We start from the raw sequence: 20,975 nt of genomic DNA on the forward strand, positions 1-20,975 counted from the left end.
GATGAACCGATTGCTAATTGGTGTAGACGGGCCCCACGCCCAGTCCCCAGACAATCACGGTGAACGCCATGATGGCCACCAGCACCACCAGACCCACCGCCAGTACCGAGCTGGAAAACAGGAAACCCTCGTCGGACGGAATGTTCATGAAGGTCGGCAGCCCCACATACAGCAGGTACACCGTGTAGCAGATGGCCGCCGTGCCGACGATCATCCCCAGCCACATGTGCGGGTAGAGCGCCGCCAGCCCGCCGACGAACAACGGTGTCGCGGTGTAGGTGGCAAATGCCACGCAACGGGCCAGGCTCGGGTTGGCGTCATAGGTGCGGGCCATCCAGTGCACGAAGGCACCCATGACCGCGACCCCGCCGAGCATTGCCAGATAAGACATGATCGTCATCCACAACGCGCTTTCGACGGTGAGCATCACCGGTGCGCGGTTGCCGATCACCCAGCCGACCTGGGTGGTGCCGATAAATGCCGAAACAGCGGGGATCGCCGCCAGAATCAGCGTGTGCGTCAGGTACATGTGGCTGATGCTTTCTTCCTGGTCGCCACGGATTTCCTTCCATTCCTGATCGGGGTGGGTAAAAAGTCCCACTACGTGATGGATCATGCCAGTCACTCCTCTCGTTATTGCCATCGCCCCCCAGCGGAGCGCCTACGGGCCAATGCGGCCGAGCAAATACAGGTCTTCAGATTGTGTGCGACCTTATGTCGCAGTATAGAAAGGTCTTAACCGCACGGGTGATAGGGGCTTAGAGCAAATCGCGCTGTAAAACCTCGGGGTAATCGCGTCGAGGTCTGTGTAGAAGGGCGCTGCGAGCGGCGACAACCTGTGGCCACAAGCCCAGTGTTTTTGCGTAAAATGCCCGCCTTTCGTCACACCTCACGGATTTCGCGTCATGGGCACTCTTACGGTCAACCAGAACAAACTGCAAAAGCGCCTGCGCCGCCTGGCGGGCGAAGCCGTCACCGACTTCAACATGATCGAAGACGGCGACAAGGTCATGGTCTGCCTGTCCGGAGGCAAGGACAGCTACACCATGCTCGACGTGCTGATGCACCTGCAGAAGGTTGCACCGATCAAGTTCGAGATCGTCGCCGTGAACATGGACCAGAAGCAGCCGGGCTTTCCCGAGCACGTGCTGCCGGCCTACCTGAAAGAGCTGGGCATCGAGTATCACATCGTCGAGAAGGACACCTACTCGGTAGTCAAGGAGCTGATCCCGGAAGGCAAGACCACCTGCTCGCTGTGCTCGCGCCTGCGTCGCGGCACGCTGTACACCTTTGCCGACGAAATCGGCGCGACCAAAATGGCTCTCGGTCATCATCGCGACGACATCGTCGAGACATTCTTCCTCAACATGTTCTTCAACGGCAGTCTCAAGGCCATGCCGCCGAAGCTGCGCGCCGACGATGGTCGCAACGTGGTGATCCGTCCGCTGGCCTACTGCAACGAGAAAGACATCCAGGCCTACTCGGACTTCAAGCAATTCCCGATCATCCCGTGCAACCTTTGCGGCTCCCAGGAAAACCTGCAGCGTCAGGTGGTCAAGGAAATGCTGGTGGACTGGGAACGCAAGACCCCGGGCCGTACCGAGAGCATTTTCCGCAGCCTGCAGAACGTGATCCCGTCGCAACTGGCTGACCGTAACCTGTTTGACTTCACCAGCCTGAAGATCGACGAGACGGCGGCTTCGCGTTTCGTCAATGTGGTGAACCTGTAAGTGATCTGATCGCTCGAAAGAAACGGCGCTCGCGGGCGCCGTTTTCAATTCATTTTTTAGGAGAGGGCATGCGCGACTACAAGTGGCTGCACGAATACTGTCTGAACCGCTTCGGTTCGGCGGCTGAACTGGAAGCCCATCTGCCCGTTCCCAAGACCCCGGCGCAACTGCGCAAGATCAGCGACGACCGTTATCTCTCGACCATGGCCCTGCGGGTATTTCGTGCCGGGCTCAAGCACAGTCTGGTGGACGCCAAGTGGCCGGCCTTCGAGGAAGTGTTCTTCAAGTTCGACCCGGAAAAGGTCGTGTTGATGAGTGCCGAACACCTTGAGCGGCTGATGCAGGATGCGCGGATCATCCGTCACCTGGGCAAGCTGAAAAGCGTGCCACGCAATGCGCAGTTCATTCTGGACGTCGAGAAAGAGAAGGGCAGTTTCGGTGCGTTGCTGGCCGACTGGCCGGTGACCGACATCGTCGGTTTGTGGACCTACCTGAAAAAGCACGGCCATCAATTGGGCGGGCTGTCGGCGCCGCGGTTTTTGCGGATGGTCGGCAAGGATACGTTTGTGCCGAGCTACGACGTGGTCGCGGCGCTGAATGCTCAGAAGATCGTCGACAAGGTGCCGAGCAGTCTGCGGGATCTGGCCACCGTGCAGAATGTGTTCAACCAGTGGCATGAAGAGAGTGGCGGACGGCCGATGAGCCAGATCTCGATGATGCTGGCTTACACCGTCAATCATTGAGCCTAGGGTGATCGTTCCCACGCTCTGCGTGGGAATGCCGCCCGGGACGCTCTGCGTCCCTGAGACGCGGAGCGTCTCTTGATGCATTCCCACGCGGAGCGTGGGAACGATCTTGGAGTTGGAGCGCAGTCAGGCGACGGAGATTTCGCCTTCGCCCGCCAGTTTGCGGTTCAGCTGATACCGCCACCGCACATACAGCAACGCCGAGCAGAACACCGCCAGACTGGCGATCATTTCCAGCACGCCGAACAGCTGCCGGCTCGGGTCGTATGCGGCCAGCGCGCCCTTGATGAAATACAGGTTCACCACAAAGCACATCCACGAATGCCCGCGTGCGCTGCCCATGATCATGCCCGGTGCGAGCACGACCCATGGGATCAGCTCGATCAGCAGAATCACCCACGGCCGCGCGCCGTGCAGGTCGGCGAACACCAGGTAATACGCGGCGAGCAATCCAGCCAGGCCGAAAAAGCACAGCAGACTGATCACCCGCATGGCCCGCACCCGTGGCTCCAGCCACTCGACGGCGGGCAGGACTTTCGGCTTTCTGGCCATCTCAGTTCCCCAGTTTCTGGGCGGTCTTGGCCAGACGTGCGCCGAGTGCGCGGCACAGCGCCACTTCGTGCTGATCGAGACCACTTTTGCCGTCGGCCCCGGCGTGATGGCTGGCGCCGTACGGCGTGCCGCCGCCCTGGGTTTCCAGCAGCGCCGATTCGCTGTAGGGCAGGCCGGTGATCAGCATGCCGTGGTGCAGCAGCGGCAGCATCATCGACAACAGGGTAGTTTCCTGGCCGCCATGCAGGCTGGCGGTGGAGGTAAACACCCCGGCCGGTTTGCCGACCAGCGCGCCGGTCAGCCACAGGTTGCTCGTGCCATCGAGGAAATACTTGAGCGGCGCGGCCATGTTGCCGAAACGGGTCGGGCTGCCGAGGGCCAGGCCGGCGCAGTTCTTCAGGTCATCCAGCGTGGCGTACAGCGCGCCTTCATCCGGAATGTCCGGTGCCACGGCTTCGCACTCGGTGGAGATCGCCGGCACGGTGCGCAGGCGTGCTTCGAGGCCGGCCTGCTCGACGCCACGGGCAATCTGCCGGGCCATCTCGTTGGTCGAGCCGCTGCGGCTGTAATACAGAACCAGAATGTACGGCGCACTCACGGCAGCAGCTCCAGGATCTGCTCCGGTGGACGGCCGATGACGGCTTTGTCGCCGGCTTCGAGAATCGGTCGCTCCATCAACTTCGGATGTGCCGCGATGGCTTCGATCAGTTGTTTTTCGGTGAGACTGGCGTCGGCCAGGTTCAGGGTCTTGTATTCGTCTTCGCCGGTGCGCAGCAGTTGCCGTGCGCTGATTCCCAGCTTGCCGAGCAGCGCCTTGATCTGCGCGGCGTCCAGCGGGGTTTCGAGGTAGCGCACCACGTTTGGCGTCAGGCCGCGGGCTTCGAGGAGTTCGAGCGCACCGCGGGATTTCGAGCAGCGCGGGTTGTGATAAAGCGTCAGATCGGTCATGGGCGGGTCGCTTCTTGCGTAGAGTGGCGGCTATTCTAACTGTGCAGCGCGCAATCCAGAACCTTGGGAGGCGATGGGTCGCAGGCGCATTCAATTTTTCACAAGGAACACGACATGACACGGGCACTGGCAGCGGCATTGACGATCATCGGGGCGTTGATGCTGGGGGGCTGCGGTAACGACTACGGCATCGACCAGAACGGGCAGAAAGTGGCGTCCGAGCGCCTCGACAAACAATGGGTCGTGCTCAACTACTGGGCCGAATGGTGCGGCCCGTGCCGCACGGAAATCCCGGAACTCAACCATCTGGCCGAAGAGCTCAAGGGCAAGAAAATCGGCGTGTTCGGGGTCAACTTCGACAACGTGCAGGGTGACGAGCTGAAGAGCGCCAGCGAAAAACTGGGCATCAAATTCACCGTACTGGCGCAGGACCCGGCGGAACTGTTCGAACTGCCGCGCAGTGAGGCCTTGCCGGTGACCTACATCATCGACAACAAGGGCAAGGTGCGGGAGCAGTTGATGGGTGAGCAGACGGCGGCGGGGGTGATGGCCAAGCTTGAGGCGTTGCAGGCGACCAACTGATTCGCCTTGGCTGTTCGTCGCTGATCGTTCCCACGCTCCGCGTGGTAACGCCGCCCCGGACGCTCCGCGTCCGCTGTGACGCAGAGCGTCACGGGATGCATTCCCACGCAGAGCGTGGGAACGATCATTCAGGGCAGCAGGATCAGCCTTCTTCCAGCCACCAGCGCAATGGCTTGCCTTCAGCCGGCCAGAAGCGCATCTGCTCGATCGGCGAGATATCCCAGCGTTCCACGTGTTCCAGGGCCTGGAGGAAGCGTTGCTCCTGCTCCATGAGCGCCGGTGCGCAGAGTTTGCGGGTCTTGCCGATCTTGCCGAAGCTCAGCTTGTCGCCTTCCAGGGTGTACGGCGCGAACCAGTGGTTGCAGCCGCCATTGCCATACGCCCGCCCGTCATCGCCGAGGGTCACGGTCAGGTGGCTGTAATCCATCAGCGGACGCTCGCCGATCCATTCCAGAATGTAGCTACGGTTCTGTTGCAGTTGCACAGGCTCCGCGGCGCAACCCATCAGGCCGGCGCCGACAGCGGCGGTCAGGGCCAGGTGTTTCATCACGCCGGCTCCTGGCATTTCGGGCACAGATGCTTGTCGCCGACGGCTTTCCAGCCCAGCTCCGCAATACGTGCCGTGGCGGCCGGTTTTTCCGCAGGCTTGCCCAGTTTGGCGTCCACGGCGAATTCGAAGCTCAGCTCCTTGGCGCAGCTGTCGCAGTTGACCTGCCAGGTGTGGATCGCCAGTTCACCGAACACCGGGCCGGTGGTCATGGCAGTCCATTGACCCGGCGGGTTGATCAGGTGGCGGACGGTGTCGACGGTCAGGCGCATGGACAAGTCCTTGCTGCCTTTGAGGGTCACGACCAGCACGTCGCCGATGCGGATCGAGCCACCGTTGCCGGTGACCTGATAACGGCCCGGAACCAGGGCGCGGCATTCGGTGAGGGTGTGTTGCGGGTTCATCAGGGTGTAGCGGAAATCGTGTTCGACCATGGGTCCTCCAAATATGCGCGACATGCTAGCACGGGCTTGATTGCAGAATGATGCGCGCGTGCAACCTTCGATCAGGTTCAAATCGACACCGCAGTCGTGGCAAACTGCCGCCTTCATTTTCAAGGAACGGAACATGGCGCTGATCGAATGTTATGAATGCAAGCGGAGCATCAGCTCCGAAGCCACGGCGTGCATTCATTGCGGGGCTCCGCTGGCAGAGGCGCAGGCGTCTCACGCCGAAAAGGGCGCGTCGACGATTTCCTTTGGCAGCCTGCCGCGTAACAAGGCAGTGCCCGAGGCCCACGTTCCGCCACCGGCCCCCGAGCGGCCGAAGATCATGCCGGCCGCGGCGGGGCGACGTCGTCGTTCGCAGCCTGTCGAGCCCGTGGCAAACCCGGACGGCTCGCGTCCGGTGGAAGGCTGGCTGAAGATCATGGCGTTTCTGATGCCGCTGGTGTTTGTCTGGTTCCTGCTGCGCAGCGGGCACTCCCTCAAGCAACGTTTACTGGGGTTCGGCTGGCTGGCGCTGTTGATCCTGTGCGTAGCGATTACCCCGACGCCACCTCCGGTCTGAGTCCGACCGTTCAGCCCTCGACCTGGTTCTGCGGCGTACCCGCCGCCCAGGTCGCGATGTTGTGCAGGGTGGTCGCGGCAATCGCGCCCAGCGCCTCATGGGTCAGAAACGCCTGATGGGCGGTGACGATCACATTGGGGAACGTCAGCAGCCGCGCCAGCACGTCGTCCTGTAGCGGCAGGTCGGAACGGTCCTCGAAGAACAGCTGCGCCTCCTCTTCATACACATCCAGTCCCAGATAACCGAGCTGGCCGTCCTTCAGGGCGTCGATCAGCGCCGGCGTGTCCACCAGACCGCCGCGCCCGGTGTTGATCAGCATCGCCCCCGGTTGCATGTGCGCCAGCGAATCACGGTTGATCAGGTGTCTGCTCTGTTCGTTGAGCGGGCAGTGCAGGCTGATGATCCGCGCTTGCGCCAGCAGGTCCGGCAGACTCAGGTAGCGCGCGCCCAACGCTTCGACGGCAGGGTTCGGATAAGGGTCGTAGGCCAGCAGTTCGCAGCCGAAGCCATGCATGATTTTCGCGAAGGTCGCGCCGATCTGTCCGGTGCCGACGATGCCGACCGTCTTGCCCACCAGATCGAAACCGGTGAGCCCGTGCAGGCTGAAATCGCCTTCGCGGGTGCGGTTGTAGGCACGGTGCAGGCGTCGGTTGAGGGCGAGGATCAACGCCACCGCGTGCTCGGCCACCGCGTGGGGCGAGTAGGCCGGTACACGCACGACGGCCAGCCCGAGGCGTTTGGCGACGGCCAGATCCACATGGTTGTAGCCGGCCGAACGCAAGGCGATCAGGCGAGTGCCGCCGGCGGCCAGACGTTCCAGCACCGGCGCGCTCAGGTCATCGTTGATGAAGGCGCAGACTACTTCGTGATGTTCGGCCAACGCTGCGGTATCGAGACTGAGCCGGGCGGGCTGAAAGTGCAGTTCGATCCCGTCCGGGCAGTCGGCGGCGAGGAAACTGTCGCGGTCGTAGGTCTGGCTGCTGAAAACGATCGTGCGCATGAAATCCTCCTGGAGCATCGACGCGGGCGCAAATCACCCGCGACAACTGTAGCCGCGTCGGCGTTGACCGGCATTGCCGTGGATCAGGCGCTGATCTTCGCCTGGGCCGCCAGACGATTGATCGCCCGTTCCAGCTCGTCCAGCGCGGTCGAGGCCTTGGGATCCTGCTGCTTGAGCAGGGTTTCGCTGCGCTGGCAGGCGGCGCGCAGTTGCGGCACGCCGCAGTAACGGGTGGCACCATGCAGGCGGTGCACCCGTTCGAGCAGACCGTTCTGATCCTGACTGTCGCGGGCGGTGCGAATGGCTTCGCGATCGGCCTCGAGCGAAGCCAGCAGCATCGCCAGCATGTCCGCCGCCAGATCCGCCTTGCCGGCAGCCAGGCGCAAACCTTCTTCGTGATCGAGAATCGGCAGTTCCTGATTACCCAGCAGGCTTTCGCCGCCACGATCCGGCGCCTGATTGCGCAATGCCAGGCCGGTCCACTTCAGCACGACCTGCGCCAGTTGCCGCTCGCTGATCGGCTTGGTCAGGTAGTCGTCCATGCCGCTTTGCAGCAGCGCGCGTTTTTCATTGGCCATGGCGTGGGCGGTGAGGGCAACGATCGGCAGCGGCGTGCAGTGCCGCTCGCTTTCCCACTGGCGAATCGTCTCGGTGCTCTGGCGTCCGTCCATGCCGGGCATCTGCACGTCCATCAGCACCAGATCGAAGGTTTCGTTCTGCACCGCCTTGACCGCGGCATAACCGCTTTCCACGGCCAGCACCTTGGCGCCCATGTCTTCGAGCAGCGTCTGCACCAGCAACAGGTTGGCCGGGTTGTCGTCGACGCACAGCACTTTCGGCGCGCGGCTCGACAACGGTTCGCCCGGTTCGCTGCGCTGCTGGCGCGGGTTGACCATGTCCGACAAGGCCCGGCGCAGTTTGCGGGTGCAGGCCGGTTTCGATTGCAGCTGACTGTGAGGGTTGGGCACCGAAAGGTGATAGAGCGTCAGCTCGGTGGTCGGGCACAACACCAGCACCCGGCAACCGAGGTGCTCAAGGTCCCAGATGTGCTGGTTGAGGCGCTCCGGCGGCATGTCGTTGCTGGTGATGCCGAGCACCGCCAGATCGATGGCCTGATCGGTCTGATGGGCGCCGGTAACGCCATTGGTCAGGCTTTCCAACGTGTTGAACGGCGTGACGTCGAGGCCGCAGTCTTCCAGTTGATGCTGCAGGGCCTGACGCGCCAGTTCGTGATTTTCCAGCACCGCCACCCGGCGCCCGAGCAACGGCGCGGCGGGCAGGTCTTCGGCATCGTCGCGGGTCTTGGGCAGGTTCAGGCTGATCCAGAATTCCGAACCTTCGCCCGGCGTGCTGTCGACGCCGATTTCGCCGCCCATCTGCTCGATCAGGCGCTTGGAAATCACCAGCCCCAGGCCGGTGCCACCGGGTTGGCGCGACAGCGAATTGTCGGCCTGGCTGAAAGCCTGGAACAACGCGCGCACATCCTGGTTCGACAGGCCGATGCCGGTGTCCTGAATGCTGATGCGCAACTGCACGCTGTCGTCGTTTTCTTCTTCGAGCATGGCGCGGGCGACGATGGTGCCCTCGCGGGTGAACTTGATTGCGTTGCTCACCAGATTCGTCAGGATCTGCTTGAGCCGCAGCGGATCGCCGACCAGCGACAGCGGCGTATCGCGGTACACCAGACTCACCAGTTCCAGCTGCTTGGCGTGGGCGGCGGGGGCGAGAATGGTCAGGGTGTCCTGCAACAGGTCGCGCAGGTTGAACGGAATATGGTCGAGCACCAGTTTGCCGGCTTCGATCTTCGAGAAATCGAGGATCTCGTTGATGATCCCCAGCAGGCTGTCGGCGGATTTTTCGATCGTGCCCAGGTAGTCGAGCTGGCGCGGGGTCAGTTCGCTTTTCTGCAACAGGTGGGTGAAACCCAGAATGCCGTTGAGCGGCGTGCGGATCTCGTGGCTCATGTTGGCGAGGAATTCGGATTTGATCCGGCTCGCTTCCAGCGCTTCCTTGCGGGCCAGGTCCAGCTCGATGTTCTGGATCTCGATGGTTTCCAGGTTCTGGCGCACGTCTTCGGTGGCCTGATCGACGCTGTGCTGCAATTCTTCCCGGGCGTTCTGCAGGGTGCCGGCCATGCGGTTGATGCCGGACGCCAGTTCATCCAGTTCCTGACTGCCCAGCGGTGGCAGGCGGGTTTCCAGGTGACCGTCCTTGAGCTGCGCGACGGCCTGTTTGATCTGGCTCAGCGGGCGGTTGATCGTGCGGCCCATGCGCAAGGCCAGCAGCGCGGCGCCGGCCAGCCCCGCACCAATCAGCAACAGACTGGCGAACAGGCTCCGATAGCCGCGCAACAGCATGCCGTTGTGCGACAGCTCCAGCTCGACCCAGCCGAGCAGGCGGTCGGACTCTTGCGGGATCAGCTCGCCGGCGAGGTTGCGGTGTTTGCCGAAGACCGGCAGCAGATAGCGGGTGGCATCGTTGCCGCTGCGTCGCAGCAGGTGCGCGCTGTCGCCGCTCGGCGCCTGGTTGAGCATGGTCGGGCCGGCGTGGGCGAGGGGAGAGCGATCGGGCGCGAGGAAGGTGACGGCGCGCACGTCTGGTTGTTCGAGGGACTGGGTGGCGATGCGCTCGAGCAGTTCGGCATCGCCGCGGCCCATGGCCGGTGCCACCAGCGGAGCCAGTTGCTCGGCGATCATTTCGCCGCGCTGCATCAGTTGGGTTTGCAGGTCGGACTGCTGCGTCCAGGTGAAATACCCGCCCAGCACCAGTGCCATCAGGCTGGTCGGCAACAGGGTCAGCAACAATACGCGACCTTTGATTCCCAGTTTCTTGAGCACGCCTTTCTCCTGCATCCCGCTGATCGTTGACTCACACGTGCGTCCGGCACGCGGTATCGGCGCAGTGTAGCGATTTGCTTGCGGGCAATCTTGGGAAAAATGATGTCGTGTTTGTTCACTTGCAGGCCGGTCATCTGTCCGACAGGTCAAGCTTGGGTTGCCGGGCGCCGGGCAATCTTGAATAATCGCCCAACTGAGAATTATTTGCAGATAGTCATGACTCCTGTCTCTATTGGCCAACCCCGCATTCTTTCCATCGAAGACGATCCCGTCCTCGGTGCCTATGTCCATGAACAACTGGGCCGCAGCGGCTTCCAGGTCACCTGGTGCCAGAACGGCAGCGAAGGCCTGAGCATTGCCCGGCGCCAGCCGTTCGATGTGGTGTTGATGGACATTCTGTTGCCGGGGCTGGATGGATTGAACGTCCTGACTCAACTGCGTCAGAGCCATTCCACGCCGGTGCTGCTGATGTCAGCCCTCGGTGCCGAAGCCGACCGTATCAGCGGTTTCCGCCTCGGCGCCGACGACTATCTGCCCAAACCCTTCAGCATGGCCGAGCTGCATGTGCGGATCGAAGCGATCCTGCGCCGTGTCGCCCTCGACCGTCGTCCGGCGGCTATCGCTCCGGCGGTGCCGGTCGGCGGACTGCGTTTCGACGATGAGCAGTGCGATGTGTTCTACGTCGACCAGCCCGCCGGCCTGACTCGCAGCGAATACCGCCTGCTGGAAACCCTCAACCGCAACGACGAGGAAGTGCTGAGCAAGGCCTTCCTTTATCAGCACGTTCTGCAACGCGGCTATGCGGCCCACGACCGCAGCCTCGACATGCACATCAGCCAGATCCGCCGCAAACTCAAGTCGGTCGGTTACACCGAGCGGGAAGTACGCACGGTGTGGGGCAAGGGTTACGTCCTGAGTGCCGTCGATGAAAGTGTCTGACCTGCCGGGCCGGCACTCGCTGTTCTGGAAACTCGCCTGCCTGCTGGTGGCGTTCTGTCTGTTGATGATCTGGCTGAGCTGGTCCTGGGGCCGGTACATGGAACAGCGCAACCAGTTCCTCTCCGACGACGCCCGTCGCACGCTGAGCCGTTATGCCTCCGAGGCCGAGCGCGCCTGGCAGCAGGGCGGGCGCGATGGCATCGATAGCTGGTTGCAGAGCATGGAGTTGCGCGAAGCCGGCTGGGTCGGCGTGATCGGCGGCAACCTGCAGTCGCTGGGCAGCCAGCCGTTGAACGCTCAAGAGCTTCAACGCCTGACCTTCCTGCGTGGCCTTGACTGGCCGATTCACAAAAAGGGCCGGCCGTGGATGCGGGTCCCATTTCCCAATGACCCGACCGCCGGCAGTCTGGTGATCGAGTTGCCCGAGCGATTTCTGCCGGGCAAATACCGGGTGTTCTGGCGGGTCATCACCAATGGTGTGATTCCCGGTCTGTTCACCTTGCTGCTGTGCGTCGGCCTGTATCGCCTGCTGGTGGTGCCGCTGAACAATCTGCGCGAGCAGGCCAATGCGTGGCGCGCCGATCAACTGAATGTGCGGTTGTCGAGCGGCATCACTCAGCGCCCCGATGAGCTCGGTGAACTGGCCCGCGCCTTCGACTCGATGTCCGAACGCCTGCAATCCACCGTGGCCCTGCAACAGCAACTGCTGCGCGACCTGTCCCACGAACTGCGCACGCCCCTGAGCCGGTTGCGGGTTGCCAGCGAAAGCGAGCAGCAGCTGCAACCGTTGCGCGAACGTATCGGTCGCGAAGTCGACGTGATGCAGCGGCTGGTGGAAGACACTCTGCAACTGGCCTGGCTCGACACCGAACGCGCGCCGTTGCCGGATGAAGCGATCCAGATTCAGGCGCTGTGGGAAATGCTCACGGAAAACGCCTGCTACGAAAGCTGCTGTCCGATGGGCCGGTTGCGGTGCGGGGTGGAGGCTTCCTGCTGGGTGCGCGGCAATCTCAACACCCTGGCCCAGGCCCTGGAAAACATTCTGCGCAATGCGATTCGTCATTCGCCACCGGGCGGCATCGTGCGGCTCGACGGTCGACGGGACGGCGATTACTGGCACCTGTGGCTGGAGGACGAGGGCGGCGGCGTGGCCGAGGCGGATCTGGAGCGGATCTTCTCGCCCTTCATCCGACTCGACGGCTCGCGGCCGGGAGACGGTGGATTTGGGTTGGGGCTGAGCATCGCCAGGAACGCGGTGCAACGCCAGGGCGGAACCCTGTGGGCCGAGAACGGGCCATCGGGATTGCGACTGAATCTGCGGTTGGTGGCGGATGACAGTGCTGTCAGTCCCGACGTCTTCGCTGGCAAGCCAGCTCCCACCGTGGACTTGAACCGCCCGCAGATTGTGTGAGCGGCACAGGAAAGTCTCACCACTGGTCAGACTTTTCTGCTTATTCCAATAAACCATAAGCACCACACTTTGCGTGATATGGCCTGCGCAGGTTTGCCGGTATGATAGGCGCCCCCGCTGTCCGGATTGCGAAAAACGCCATGACCTTGCAGTACCCAACCATCGCCGATTGCGTCGGCAACACGCCGCTGGTGCGTTTGCAGCGCCTGCCCGGTGTCACCAGCAACACCCTTTTGCTCAAGCTCGAAGGGAACAACCCGGCGGGTTCGGTCAAGGATCGTCCGGCGCTGTCGATGATCACCCGTGCCGAGTTGCGCGGGCAGATCCACGAAGGCGATACGCTGATCGAAGCGACCTCGGGCAACACCGGGATCGCCCTGGCGATGGCCGCCGCGATCAAGGGTTACAAGATGATCCTGATCATGCCGGACAACTCCAGCGCCGAGCGTAAGGCGGCGATGACCGCTTACGGCGCGCAGCTGATTCTGGTCAGCCAGGAAGAGGGCATGGAAGGCGCTCGCGATCTCGCCCAGCGGATGGAAGCCGAAGGCCGTGGCAAGGTGCTGGATCAGTTCGCCAACGGCGACAACCCTGAAGCGCACTACACCACCACCGGCCCGGAAATCTGGCGTCAGACCCAGGGCTCCATCACCCATTTCGTCAGCTCCATGGGCACCACCGGCACCATCATGGGCGTGTCGCGCTACCTCAAGGAACAGAACGACAACGTGCAGATCATCGGCCTGCAACCGATGGAAGGCTCGGCCATTCCCGGCATCCGCCGCTGGCCGCAGGAATACCTGCCGAAGATCTACCAGGCCGACCGCGTTGACCGCATCGTCGACATGGCGCAAAGCGAAGCCGAGGACGTCACCCGGCGTCTGGCCCGCGAAGAAGGCATCTTCTGTGGCGTGTCCTCGGGCGGTGCGGTGGCAGCGATGCTGCGCCTGTCCAAAGAAGTTGAAAACGCGGTGATCGTCGCGATCATCTGCGACCGTGGCGACCGTTACCTGTCGACCGGCATTTTCGACGCGCCCAACTGATGGCCAAGCATGAGAGAGGCCTGCGCTTCCAGCCCACCGGCGGCAGCAAGGCCGCGCAAATCCCGACCGGCAAAAAGCAGCGCCTGAGCATCGAGCGCCTGGCCAATGACGGTCGCGGCATCGCGTTTTTTGAAGGCAAGACCTGGTTCGTCCTCGGCGCTCTGGCGGGTGAGGAGGTCGAAGCGCGGGTGCTCGGCGCCCACGGCAAAGTGGTCGAGGCGCGCACCGAGCGCGTGTTCAGCGCCAGTCAATTGCGTCGTCCCGCACCTTGCCAGCACGCCGGCCGTTGCGGCGGTTGCAGCGTCCAGCATTTGCCCCACAACGAACAGCTTGCCCTGAAACAGCGCATGCTCGCCGAGCAGTTGTCGCGAGTCGCCGGTGCCGAGCCCGAAGAGTGGGCGGCGCCGTTGACCGGCCCCGAATTCGGCTACCGTCGCCGCGCCCGGATCGCCGTGCGCTGGGACAGCAAGGCCAAACAGCTTGAAGTCGGTTTCCGTGCCGCCGGCAGTCAGGATATCGTCGCGATCAGCGAATGCCCGGTGCTGGTACAGCCCTTGCAGCCGATCATGACCCGCTTGCCGGAGATGCTGCGACGCTTGAGCAAACCTCAGGCGCTGGGGCATGTCGAATTGTTCAGCGGCTCGTCACTCGCCGTCCTGCTGCGTCACATGGCGCCGCTGTCCGAGGCCGACCTGACGATCCTCAAGGATTTCTGCGCGTTCCATGAAGCGCAGCTCTGGCTGCATGGCGAAGGCGAACCGCAGCCGGTGGATGATGCACAGTCGCTTGGCTATCACCTGGAACAGTGGGATCTGCAATTGGCTTACCGGCCGGGGGATTTCATCCAGGTCAATGCCGGGGTCAACGAGGCCATGGTCGCCCAGGCGCTGGACTGGTTGAAACCGACGAGCGATGAGCGCGTGCTCGACCTGTTTTGCGGCCTCGGCAACTTCGCCCTGCCGCTGGCGAAAGCTGCGCGTGAAGTGGTGGCGGTCGAAGGCGTGCAGACCATGGTCGATCGCGCGGCAGCGAATGCCGCCAGCAACAATTTGCATAACACAAAGTTTTTTCAGGCCGATTTATCCCAGCCTTTGACCGATGCCCAGTGGATCGGAAACGGCTTTTCTGCGGTACTCTTGGATCCACCGCGCGACGGTGCTTTCGAGGTGGTGCGCAAGCTGGCGGCCTTGGGCGCCAAACGGTTGGTGTACGTGTCGTGCAACCCTGCAACTCTGGCGCGCGATACGGTCGAATTGATCAAGCAGGGCTACCGGTTAAAACGTGCCGGGATTCTCGATATGTTTCCTCAGACGGCACATGTCGAGGCCATGGCGTTATTTGAAGCGAGCCAGGATGGCTCGTCTGATCCGACTGGTCGTCCGTAGCGCTCGCCTTGGCCCCGCGAGCGCGAACGGGCATTGACGGTCAGTGATTTGACGCATTGAATCTGCGTCGTAGGGAAGGTAAAGCAAGATGGTACAGGTGAGAGCACACCAGCCGATCAACACTGACGGCAGTATCAATCTCGAGGCTTGGCTCGATCACGCGGTCAGTGTCGATCTGGCACTGGATCGCGAAGCCTTGAAAGAGGCCTGCGAGTACGCTCGCCAGGCCGAGCAGCAATCCAATGCGGCGAAGAATCTCTGGTCCGAAGGCAGCGGCAGTTTCAGCACCGGCCTTGAGATCGCCGAGATCCTCGCCGACCTCAAGCTCGATCAGGATTCGCTGGTTGCCGCGGTTCTGTATCGCGGCGTACGCGAAGGCCAGATTGAACTCGCAGCGGTCAGCCAGCGCTTCGGCCCGGTGGTCGCCAAGCTGATCGACGGCGTGCTGCGCATGGCGGCGATCAGTGCCAGCCTCAGCCCGCGCCAGTCGATGGTGCTTGGTACCCAGGGCCAGGTGGAAAACCTGCGCAAGATGCTGGTGGCGATGGTCGACGACGTGCGTGTCGCGCTGATCAAACTCGCCGAACGCACCTGCGCGATCCGTGCAGTGAAAACCGCCGACGACGAAAAACGTAACCGGGTCGCCCGGGAAGTGTTCGACATCTATGCGCCGCTCGCGCATCGACTCGGCATCGGTCATATCAAATGGGAACTGGAGGACCTGTCCTTCCGTTACCTGGAACCCGATCAATACAAACAGATTGCCAAGCTGCTGCATGAGCGGCGGCTGGATCGTGAGCGTTTCATCGCCGACGTGATGACCCAGCTCAAGGACGAACTGCAGGCCACCGGCGTCGAAGCCGACATCAGCGGTCGGGCCAAACACATCTATTCGATCTGGCGCAAAATGCAGCGCAAGGGTCTGGAGTTCAGCCAGATCTACGACGTGCGTGCGGTGCGCGTGCTGGTGCCGGAAATGCGCGACTGCTACACCGCGCTCGGTATCGTCCACACCCTGTGGCGGCATATCCCGAAAGAGTTCGACGACTACATCGCCAACCCGAAAGAGAACGGCTACCGCTCGCTGCACACGGCGGTAATCGGCCCGGAAGGCAAGGTGCTGGAAGTCCAGATCCGGACCCATTCGATGCACGAAGAGGCCGAACTCGGTGTCTGCGCGCACTGGCGCTACAAGGGCACCGACGTCAAGTCCGGCTCCAATCACTACGAAGAGAAAATCTCCTGGCTGCGTCAGGTCCTCGAGTGGCACGAAGAGCTGGGCGACATCGGTGGTCTGGCCGAACAGCTGCGGGTCGATATCGAGCCGGACCGGGTCTACATCTTCACCCCGGACGGTCACGCCATCGACTTGCCGAAGGGCGCGACGCCACTGGACTTCGCCTACCGCGTGCACACCGAAATCGGTCACAACTGCCGTGGCGCGAAGATCAACGGGCGCATCGTTCCGCTCAACTACAGCCTGCAGACCGGTGAACAGGTCGAGATCATCACCAGCAAGCACGGCACTCCGAGCCGTGACTGGCTGAACCCGAATCTGGGCTACGTCACCACGTCCCGGGCGCGGGCGAAGATCGTGCACTGGTTCAAGTTGCAGGCGCGCGATCAGAACGTCGCGGCGGGCAAGACCCTGCTCGAGCGCGAGCTCAATCGCCTCGGCCTGCCGGCGGTGGATTTTGACAAGCTGGCCGACAAGGCCAACATGAAAACCGCCGAAGACATGTTCGCCGCCCTCGGTGCCGGCGACCTGCGTCTGGCGCAACTGGTCAACCTGGCGCAACAGCTGGTCGAGCCGGAACGCGGCAACGAACAGCTGGAACTGATCCCGCGCAAGGCCACCGGCTACAAGCCGGGCAAGCGCGGCGACATTCAGATCCAGGGCGTCGGCAACCTGATGACGCAGATGGCCGGCTGCTGCCAGCCGTTGCCGGGCGATGCGATCGTCGGTTACATCACCCAGGGCCGTGGCGTGAGCATTCACCGTCAGGACTGCGCCTCGGTGCTGCAACTGGCCGGGCGCGAGCCGGAGCGGATCATCCAGGTCAGCTGGGGGCCGGTGCCGGTGCTCACCTACCCGGTGGATATCGTCATCCGCGCCTACGACCGATCCGGTCTGCTGCGTGACGTTTCGCAGGTGTTGCTCAACGAGCGGATCAACGTGCTGGCGGTCAACACCCGCTCGAACAAGGAGGACAACACCGCGCTGATGTCCCTGACCATCGAGATTCCGGGTCTGGACGCGCTGGGGCGGTTGCTGGGGCGGATTTCCCAGTTGCCGAACATCATCGAAACGCGGCGTAACCGGACTCCATGAAACCGATCTACAGCCTTGAAGATCTGCTGCACCTGATGAACCGTCTGCGCGACCCGCAGTATGGTTGCCCGTGGGACATCAAGCAGACTTACGCGACCATCGTCCCGCACACCCTTGAAGAGGCCTACGAAGTCGCCGACGCCATCGAGCGCGGCGACTTCGACCACTTGCAGGGCGAGTTGGGCGATCTGCTGTTTCAGGTGGTGTATTACAGCCAACTGGCGCGGGAGGAGGGACGGTTCGAATTTGCCGGGGTGGTCGACAGCATCACTCGCAAGCTGATCCGTCGCCATCCGCACGTGTTCCCCACTGGCGATCTGTATGCGCCGCTGGACGTGCCGCGTCTGAACGAGGAGCAGGTCAAGCAGCGCTGGGAGGAGATCAAGGCCGAAGAGCGTGCCGAGAAATCCGCCGAGCCGCAGCAACTGTCACTGCTCGACGATGTGCCGGCTGCATTGCCGGCCCTGTCCCGCTCGGCCAAGTTGCAGAAGCGCGCAGGGCAGGTCGGTTTCGACTGGCCGGATGCGTTGCCGGTGCTGGACAAGGTCCGTGAAGAACTCGATGAAGTGCTCGAAGCCATGTCCGAAAATGACCCGCAAGCGGTGGCCGACGAGATCGGCGATCTGCTGTTTTCGGTGGTCAATCTGGCCCGGCACCTGAAGGTCGATCCGGAAACTGCGTTGCGTGGCGCCAACGCCAAGTTCGAACGACGTTTCCGTTTTATCGAACAGGCATTGCGCGAAACCCACCGACCCATGGAAGATTGCACCCTCGAAGAGTTGGACGCCCTGTGGGGCGAAGCCAAACGTCAGGAAAAGAATTCGCCCAGCTGTGGCTGAGCCGTTGCCCAAGTGAGTAAGCATCAATGAGCCTTTCCCTTCGCGACCAGTTGCTCAAGGCAGGACTGGTCAACCAAAAGCAGGCCAAGCAGGTCAGCAAAGACAAACAGAAACAACAGCGCCTGGCCCACAAAGGCCAGATCGAACTGGACGACTCCCAGCAGCGTGCTGCCCAGGAAGCCCAGGCCGAGAAGGTCAAGCGCGACCAGGAGCTGAACCGTCAGCAGCAGGAGAAGGCCGAGGCCAAGGCCCGCGCCGCCCAGGTCAAGCAGTTGATCGAGGTCTCGCGTCTGCCGAAGCTGACCACCGAGGACTACTACAACTTCGTCGACGACAAGAAGGTCAAGCGCATCTCGGTCAACACGCTGATGCGCAACAAGCTCAGCAGCGGTTCGCTGGCGATCGTGCACCACGCCGGCGGCTACGAAGTGATTCCTCGTGAGGCCGCCCTGAAGATTCAGGAGCGCGATCCACAGCGCATCGTCCAGCTCAACGAGAAGGTCGAAGAGGTCAATGCCGAGGACGATCCGTACGCGGCCTACGTGATCCCTGATGATCTGATGTGGTAATCGGGTCTCGCCGGGCTGCGAAGCGGCCCTGAAGCACTCAACAACGACAAACCCCGCTCATGGCGGGGTTTGTCGTTTTCAATGCTGTGGTTTTGTTTCAGGCGGATTTCCGATCCCGCTGCTGTTCCTGCAGTTCCAGTTCGGCCTTGTAGTTGTGGGCGTCGATCTCGTTGTGGAACATGCCGACCAGCAAGTCTTGTTGATGCACATCCCAGATCCGTACGCCGGCGGCTACGCCTTCATGGGACATGTGTGAATCGTCGCGTTCAGTTACTTTTACAGTCATCTGCTAGCTCCAAATCTCAAGTTATCTGCAGCAAGGCGTGTGCAGGACTCTGTTATAGATTTTGTTAGCCTGCTAAGTAAACGCCCGATTCGTGCAATGTATTCTTGCGAAATCTGCAACAGCGCTGGAGCCCGCAGAAACCGCGACATTCAGTCGCAGGGCGGTAAGTTGCATGACAAACGTTTCATCTTGGCGCCGCTGAAAATGCCTTTCTCCAGGCAAAAAAAAACGCCCCGAACCAGTCGGGGCGTTTTCATGTGCGGCTCAGCGGGAGGGAATTACTTGCCTTCCCAGCGCTTCAGCACGAGGGTGGCGTTGGTGCCACCGAAGCCGAAGCTGTTGCTCATCACGGTGTTGATGGTGGCGTTCTCGCGGGTCTTGGTCAGCACCGGCAGATCGGCCACTTCAGGGTCCAGTTCGTCGATGTTGGCCGAACCGGCGATGAAGTTGCCTTCCATCATCAGCATGCAGTAGATCGCTTCGTGAACGCCGGCGGCGCCCAGGGAGTGACCCGACAGGCTCTTGGTGGAGCTGATAGCCGGGGCCTTGTCGCCGAACACTTCGCGCACACCTTTCATTTCCGCGACGTCGCCGACCGGAGTCGAAGTGCCGTGGGTGTTCAGGTAGTCGATCGGGGTGTCGACGGTGGACAGCGCCTGCTGCATGCAGCGGATCGCGCCTTCGCCGCTTGGAGCCACCATGTCGTAGCCGTCGGAAGTCGCGCCGTAGCCAACGATTTCCGCGTAGATCTTCGCGCCACGGGCGAGAGCGTGTTCCAGTTCCTCGACCACCACCATGCCGCCACCACCGGCGATGACGAAACCGTCACGGTCGGCGTCGTAGGCGCGGGAAGCTTGTTCCGGGGTGTCGTTACGCTTGCTGGACAGTGCGCCCATCGCGTCGAACAGGAACGACTGGCTCCAGTGCTCTTCTTCACCGCCACCGGCGAACACGATGTCCTGCTTGCCCATCTGGATCTGTTCCATGGCGGTACCGATGCAGTGAGCACTGGTGGCGCAGGCAGAAGCGATGGAGTAGTTCAGGCCCTTGATCTTGAACGGTGTGGCCAGGCACGCCGAAACGGTGCTGCTCATGGTCCGCGTTACACGGTATGGGCCGACGCGCTTGACGCCTTTCTCGCGCAGGATGTCCAGCGCTTCCATCTGGTTCAGGGTCGATGCGCCGCCGGAACCTGCGATCAGGCCGGTACGCGGGTTGGACACCTGCTCTTCGGTCAGACCGGAGTCGGCGATGGCGTCTTTCATGGCCAGGTAGGCGTAAGCCGCTGCGTGGCCGACGAAGCGATAGATCTTGCGATCGATCAGCTCTTCAAGGTTGAGGTCGATGGAGCCGGAAACCTGGCTACGCAGACCCATTTCGGCGTATTCCGGGTTGAACCGGATGCCAGGGCGGCTTGCACGCAGGTTAGCGGAGACGGTCTCTTTGTCATTGCCCAGGCACGAAACGATGCCCAGACCAGTGATAACGACGCGGCGCATGCGAATAACCCTTAGAAGTTGTCAGTGGAGGTGAACACGCCGACGCGAAGGCCTTCGGCGGTGTAGATTTCGCGACCGTCGACAGTCACCGAACCGTCGGCGATGGCCAGGTTCAGTTTGCCCTTGAGGACGCGCTTGATATGAATGTTGTAGGTGACTTTCTTGGCGGTCGGCAGGACCTGACCGAAGAATTTCACTTCGCCCGAACCCAGCGCTCGGCCGCGGCCCGGCAGGCCTTGCCAGCCCAGGAAGAAGCCGACCAGTTGCCACATGGCGTCCAGACCCAGGCAGCCCGGCATCACCGGATCGCCTTCGAAGTGACACGCGAAGAACCACAGGTCAGGGTTGATATCCAGCTCGGCGACCAATTCACCTTTGCCGTACTTGCCGCCTTCTTCGCTGATCAGGGTGATGCGATCCACCATCAGCATGTTCGGGGCGGGCAGTTGCGCGTTACCTGGGCCGAACAGCTCACCGCGACTGCAGCGCAGCAGGTCTTCCCGAGTAAAGGCGTTTTGTTTGGTCATGCGAGCTCCTCAATAATCCCATGCGGCAGGTGGGGCAAATCTTCCCGGCCGATCGACGCGTTCATGCCTCGAACCGGCAGCCTACTCATAGACTATTGCGTTGTGGTGAAAGTCACAGCACCAAGGACATGAATGTACACTTGTGCACTGAAATTTTTAATCAAGCCCCTTTTGAGGCCCGTTCGGGTGCCTAAG

22 protein-coding genes are annotated in these 20,975 nt (G+C 62.1%); 11 read left to right on the plus strand and 11 right to left on the minus strand.

What is annotated here, in order from left to right; all coding sequences use genetic code 11:
• Positions 1-13 precede the first annotated feature (13 nt).
• Positions 14-616, minus strand: coding sequence for a Yip1 family protein (locus BMZ46_RS02665; RefSeq protein ID WP_007957761.1), 603 nt, complete (start codon positions 614-616; stop codon positions 14-16).
• Positions 617-905: 289 nt separating this feature from the next.
• Between BMZ46_RS02665 and ttcA the strand changes: the two genes are divergently transcribed.
• Both ttcA and BMZ46_RS02675 read left to right on the plus strand, forming a co-directional pair.
• Positions 906-1,730, plus strand: coding sequence for a tRNA 2-thiocytidine(32) synthetase TtcA (gene ttcA, locus BMZ46_RS02670; RefSeq protein WP_064598661.1), 825 nt, complete (start codon positions 906-908; stop codon positions 1,728-1,730).
• Positions 1,731-1,798: 68 nt separating this feature from the next.
• Positions 1,799-2,473 (plus strand): DNA-3-methyladenine glycosylase I, encoded by a 675-nt coding sequence (locus tag BMZ46_RS02675; RefSeq protein ID WP_074688168.1) that lies wholly within the window; start codon positions 1,799-1,801, stop codon positions 2,471-2,473.
• Positions 2,474-2,602: 129 nt separating this feature from the next.
• On the opposite strand, the gene BMZ46_RS02680 is transcribed toward BMZ46_RS02675, so the two are convergent.
• The 3 genes from BMZ46_RS02680 to arsC are packed head-to-tail and all read right to left on the minus strand — an operon-like array spanning position 2,603 to position 3,976.
• The gene (locus tag BMZ46_RS02680; RefSeq protein ID WP_074688166.1) at positions 2,603-3,028 is read right to left on the minus strand and encodes a DUF2069 domain-containing protein; all 426 of its coding nucleotides are present in this window, start codon (positions 3,026-3,028) and stop codon (positions 2,603-2,605) included.
• A 1-nt stretch (position 3,029) separates the two neighbouring features.
• Complete coding sequence (gene wrbA, locus BMZ46_RS02685; RefSeq protein ID WP_007957765.1) at positions 3,030-3,626, minus strand: NAD(P)H:quinone oxidoreductase; 597 nt, start codon at positions 3,624-3,626, stop codon at positions 3,030-3,032.
• Entirely contained in the window at positions 3,623-3,976 is a 354-nt protein-coding gene (arsC, locus tag BMZ46_RS02690) for an arsenate reductase (glutaredoxin) (protein ID WP_011335489.1), read from the minus strand. The genes wrbA and arsC overlap by 4 nt, the downstream gene beginning before the upstream one ends.
• A 114-nt stretch (positions 3,977-4,090) precedes the next feature.
• Between arsC and BMZ46_RS02695 the strand changes: the two genes are divergently transcribed.
• Positions 4,091-4,558: a TlpA disulfide reductase family protein gene (locus BMZ46_RS02695; RefSeq protein ID WP_074688164.1), complete on the plus strand. Its 468-nt coding sequence runs from the start codon at positions 4,091-4,093 to the stop codon at positions 4,556-4,558.
• Positions 4,559-4,700: 142 nt separating this feature from the next.
• On the opposite strand, the gene BMZ46_RS02700 is transcribed toward BMZ46_RS02695, so the two are convergent.
• Positions 4,701-5,105, minus strand: coding sequence for an META domain-containing protein (locus BMZ46_RS02700; protein ID WP_007957769.1), 405 nt, complete (start codon positions 5,103-5,105; stop codon positions 4,701-4,703).
• A complete protein-coding gene (locus BMZ46_RS02705) occupies positions 5,105-5,539 on the minus strand; it encodes a hypothetical protein (protein ID WP_007957770.1) in 435 nt (144 codons plus the stop codon). The genes BMZ46_RS02700 and BMZ46_RS02705 overlap by 1 nt, the downstream gene beginning before the upstream one ends.
• A 133-nt stretch (positions 5,540-5,672) precedes the next feature.
• On the opposite strand from BMZ46_RS02705, the gene BMZ46_RS02710 reads away from it, so the two are divergent.
• Positions 5,673-6,113 (plus strand): hypothetical protein, encoded by a 441-nt coding sequence (locus BMZ46_RS02710; RefSeq protein WP_074688522.1) that lies wholly within the window; start codon positions 5,673-5,675, stop codon positions 6,111-6,113.
• Positions 6,114-6,123: 10 nt separating this feature from the next.
• Here the strand turns inward: BMZ46_RS02710 and BMZ46_RS02715 are convergent, their stop codons facing one another.
• Together BMZ46_RS02715 and BMZ46_RS02720 are read right to left on the minus strand one after the other, a co-directional pair.
• The gene (locus tag BMZ46_RS02715) at positions 6,124-7,113 is read right to left on the minus strand and encodes a 2-hydroxyacid dehydrogenase (protein WP_039772878.1); all 990 of its coding nucleotides are present in this window, start codon (positions 7,111-7,113) and stop codon (positions 6,124-6,126) included.
• Between the two features lie 83 nt (positions 7,114-7,196).
• A complete protein-coding gene (locus BMZ46_RS02720) occupies positions 7,197-9,950 on the minus strand; it encodes a response regulator (RefSeq protein WP_074688520.1) in 2,754 nt (917 codons plus the stop codon).
• Between the two features lie 216 nt (positions 9,951-10,166).
• On the opposite strand from BMZ46_RS02720, the gene BMZ46_RS02725 reads away from it, so the two are divergent.
• The 7 genes from BMZ46_RS02725 (at position 10,167) to BMZ46_RS02755 (ending at position 18,468) form a co-directional block, all read left to right on the plus strand.
• Positions 10,167-10,889: a response regulator transcription factor gene (locus tag BMZ46_RS02725; protein WP_074688162.1), complete on the plus strand. Its 723-nt coding sequence runs from the start codon at positions 10,167-10,169 to the stop codon at positions 10,887-10,889.
• Positions 10,876-12,300: a sensor histidine kinase gene (locus BMZ46_RS02730; protein WP_074688160.1), complete on the plus strand. Its 1,425-nt coding sequence runs from the start codon at positions 10,876-10,878 to the stop codon at positions 12,298-12,300. The genes BMZ46_RS02725 and BMZ46_RS02730 overlap by 14 nt, the downstream gene beginning before the upstream one ends.
• A gap of 140 nt (positions 12,301-12,440) precedes the next feature.
• On the plus strand, positions 12,441-13,343 hold the full coding sequence (gene cysM / locus BMZ46_RS02735; protein ID WP_039772872.1) for a cysteine synthase CysM: 903 nt from the start codon (positions 12,441-12,443) through the stop codon (positions 13,341-13,343).
• On the plus strand, positions 13,343-14,728 hold the full coding sequence (gene rlmD, locus BMZ46_RS02740; protein ID WP_074688158.1) for a 23S rRNA (uracil(1939)-C(5))-methyltransferase RlmD: 1,386 nt from the start codon (positions 13,343-13,345) through the stop codon (positions 14,726-14,728). Before cysM ends, rlmD begins: the two co-directional genes overlap by 1 nt.
• Before the next feature lie 88 nt (positions 14,729-14,816).
• The gene (relA, locus tag BMZ46_RS02745; protein WP_007957789.1) at positions 14,817-17,060 is read left to right on the plus strand and encodes a GTP diphosphokinase; all 2,244 of its coding nucleotides are present in this window, start codon (positions 14,817-14,819) and stop codon (positions 17,058-17,060) included.
• A 5-nt stretch (positions 17,061-17,065) separates the two neighbouring features.
• On the plus strand, positions 17,066-17,899 hold the full coding sequence (gene mazG, locus BMZ46_RS02750; RefSeq protein ID WP_074688518.1) for a nucleoside triphosphate pyrophosphohydrolase: 834 nt from the start codon (positions 17,066-17,068) through the stop codon (positions 17,897-17,899).
• A gap of 26 nt (positions 17,900-17,925) precedes the next feature.
• Positions 17,926-18,468, plus strand: coding sequence for a DUF2058 domain-containing protein (locus BMZ46_RS02755; protein ID WP_007957793.1), 543 nt, complete (start codon positions 17,926-17,928; stop codon positions 18,466-18,468).
• Positions 18,469-18,565: 97 nt separating this feature from the next.
• Here BMZ46_RS02755 and BMZ46_RS02760 read toward each other — a convergent pair whose 3' ends face one another.
• From BMZ46_RS02760 to fabA, 3 genes are all read right to left on the minus strand, one after another.
• Entirely contained in the window at positions 18,566-18,754 is a 189-nt protein-coding gene (locus BMZ46_RS02760) for a hypothetical protein (protein WP_039772867.1), read from the minus strand.
• A 278-nt stretch (positions 18,755-19,032) separates the two neighbouring features.
• A complete protein-coding gene (gene fabB / locus BMZ46_RS02765; RefSeq protein ID WP_007957797.1) occupies positions 19,033-20,253 on the minus strand; it encodes a beta-ketoacyl-ACP synthase I in 1,221 nt (406 codons plus the stop codon).
• Positions 20,254-20,264: 11 nt separating this feature from the next.
• Positions 20,265-20,780, minus strand: coding sequence for a 3-hydroxyacyl-[acyl-carrier-protein] dehydratase FabA (fabA, locus tag BMZ46_RS02770; RefSeq protein ID WP_003227150.1), 516 nt, complete (start codon positions 20,778-20,780; stop codon positions 20,265-20,267).
• Positions 20,781-20,975: the final 195 nt, after the last annotated feature.

The organism is Pseudomonas sp. NFIX49 (assembly GCF_900115915.1).
Lineage (GTDB): Bacteria > Pseudomonadota > Gammaproteobacteria > Pseudomonadales > Pseudomonadaceae > Aquipseudomonas > Aquipseudomonas pharyngis.

Coding starts and splice junctions, on each gene's coding strand:
- BMZ46_RS02695 (WP_074688164.1), top strand. CDS start 4,091: ATGACACGGGCACTGGCAGCGGCATTGACGATCATCGGGGCGTTGATG.
- BMZ46_RS02755 (WP_007957793.1), top strand. CDS start 17,926: ATGAGCCTTTCCCTTCGCGACCAGTTGCTCAAGGCAGGACTGGTCAAC.
- cysM (WP_039772872.1), top strand. CDS start 12,441: ATGACCTTGCAGTACCCAACCATCGCCGATTGCGTCGGCAACACGCCG.
- BMZ46_RS02700 (WP_007957769.1), bottom strand. CDS start 5,105: ATGAAACACCTGGCCCTGACCGCCGCTGTCGGCGCCGGCCTGATGGGT.
- fabB (WP_007957797.1), bottom strand. CDS start 20,253: ATGCGCCGCGTCGTTATCACTGGTCTGGGCATCGTTTCGTGCCTGGGC.
- rlmD (WP_074688158.1), top strand. CDS start 13,343: ATGGCCAAGCATGAGAGAGGCCTGCGCTTCCAGCCCACCGGCGGCAGC.
- BMZ46_RS02675 (WP_074688168.1), top strand. CDS start 1,799: ATGCGCGACTACAAGTGGCTGCACGAATACTGTCTGAACCGCTTCGGT.
- BMZ46_RS02715 (WP_039772878.1), bottom strand. CDS start 7,113: ATGCGCACGATCGTTTTCAGCAGCCAGACCTACGACCGCGACAGTTTC.
- BMZ46_RS02760 (WP_039772867.1), bottom strand. CDS start 18,754: ATGACTGTAAAAGTAACTGAACGCGACGATTCACACATGTCCCATGAA.
- BMZ46_RS02705 (WP_007957770.1), bottom strand. CDS start 5,539: ATGGTCGAACACGATTTCCGCTACACCCTGATGAACCCGCAACACACC.
- ttcA (WP_064598661.1), top strand. CDS start 906: ATGGGCACTCTTACGGTCAACCAGAACAAACTGCAAAAGCGCCTGCGC.
- relA (WP_007957789.1), top strand. CDS start 14,817: ATGGTACAGGTGAGAGCACACCAGCCGATCAACACTGACGGCAGTATC.
- fabA (WP_003227150.1), bottom strand. CDS start 20,780: ATGACCAAACAAAACGCCTTTACTCGGGAAGACCTGCTGCGCTGCAGT.
- BMZ46_RS02680 (WP_074688166.1), bottom strand. CDS start 3,028: ATGGCCAGAAAGCCGAAAGTCCTGCCCGCCGTCGAGTGGCTGGAGCCA.
- BMZ46_RS02665 (WP_007957761.1), bottom strand. CDS start 616: ATGATCCATCACGTAGTGGGACTTTTTACCCACCCCGATCAGGAATGG.
- BMZ46_RS02730 (WP_074688160.1), top strand. CDS start 10,876: ATGAAAGTGTCTGACCTGCCGGGCCGGCACTCGCTGTTCTGGAAACTC.
- BMZ46_RS02710 (WP_074688522.1), top strand. CDS start 5,673: ATGGCGCTGATCGAATGTTATGAATGCAAGCGGAGCATCAGCTCCGAA.
- BMZ46_RS02725 (WP_074688162.1), top strand. CDS start 10,167: ATGACTCCTGTCTCTATTGGCCAACCCCGCATTCTTTCCATCGAAGAC.
- arsC (WP_011335489.1), bottom strand. CDS start 3,976: ATGACCGATCTGACGCTTTATCACAACCCGCGCTGCTCGAAATCCCGC.